Source organism: Dorea sp. AM10-31 (assembly GCF_003435815.1).
Classification (GTDB): Bacteria; Bacillota; Clostridia; order Lachnospirales; family Lachnospiraceae; genus Dorea_D; species Dorea_D hominis.
Genome location: NZ_QTUV01000015.1, coordinates 1 through 1220 on the forward strand (window position 1 = coordinate 1; position 1220 = coordinate 1220).

General features: G+C 47.5%; 1 protein-coding gene. It reads left to right on the forward strand.

Translation table 11 applies throughout. The annotated features are described in order from the left end of the window. On the forward strand, positions 1 to 1092 hold a 1092-nt coding region (locus DW125_RS13840), incomplete at its 5' end, for an alcohol dehydrogenase catalytic domain-containing protein (RefSeq protein WP_021860017.1). Positions 1093 to 1220 lie beyond the last annotated feature (128 nt).

Genomic DNA, 1220 nt, shown 5'->3' on the forward strand with positions numbered 1-1220 from the left:
ATGAGCAATTTACCAGAGAAAATGAAAGCAATCGTTGCGTATGCACCTGGAGACTACAGATTTGAGATGGTGGACACACCAAGAGCCGGTGAGGGCGAGATGATCTTAAAAGTAGAAGCATGTGGTATCTGCGCAGGTGATACGAAAGCGTATGCAGGAGCTGCCAGCTTCTGGGGATTTGACGGACAGCCGAAGTACATCAAAGAACCGATGATCCCGGGACATGAGTTCGTTGGTAAAGTTGTAGAGATCGGACCAAACGTAAAAGGAAACTGGAAATTAGGCGACCGTATCTGTCCGGAACAGATCGTTCCTTGCGGAGAGTGTATGTTCTGTAAGACAGGCCGTCATTGGATGTGTGAGAAACATGATCTGTTCGGATTCCAGAAGAACGTAAATGGTGGTATGGCTGAGTATGTAAAATTGACAAAAGAAGCTCTTCCATATTTCGTACCGGCAGATATGCCGATCGAGCAGGCAGCGTTGATCGAGCCATATGCATGCTCTTTCCACTGCGTAGACCGTGCACAGGTTAAGACAACCGACGTTGTTGTACAGTCTGGTGTAGGAACACTCGGACTTGGTATGGTAGGTGCACTCCGTCAGGCAAATCCGAAGCTCCTCATCGTACTGGATATGAATGATGCACGTCTTGAGAAAGCAAAAGAGTTCGGAGCTGACCTGGTTATGAACCCTGGAAAAGAAGATGTTGTTGCAAAGATCAAAGAACTGACAGGCGGATACGGATGCGATATTTACATCGAAGCAAGCGGACATCCGTCCAGCGTACAGCAGGGACTGGACTGCATCCGTAAGATGGGAAGATTCGTAGAGTTCTCTGTATTCGGACAGCCGGTAACCGTAGATTGGAGTATTATTTCTGACCGTAAAGAATTAGACCTTCTCGGTGTACACTTAAGCCCGTTCTGCTATGACACAGTCATTGAATGGATCGGCAACGGCAAACTGCCGACAGACGGCGTCGTAACACACAAATTCCCACTGGAGAAATGGGAAGAAGGATTCCACATCGCGAAGACAGGCGAGAACGGAGCACTGAAGGTTGTGCTCGTGCCAGAGATGGAGGCTTAGTGATACCACGCAGCACGGAACAATCCGTGGGTATCACGTAATAGTATAGAGCATTATTATAGAAATGACATAGGAGATTCAGGAGGAAAATAGATATGCAGCGGATTATGAACAACCCGGACAATATC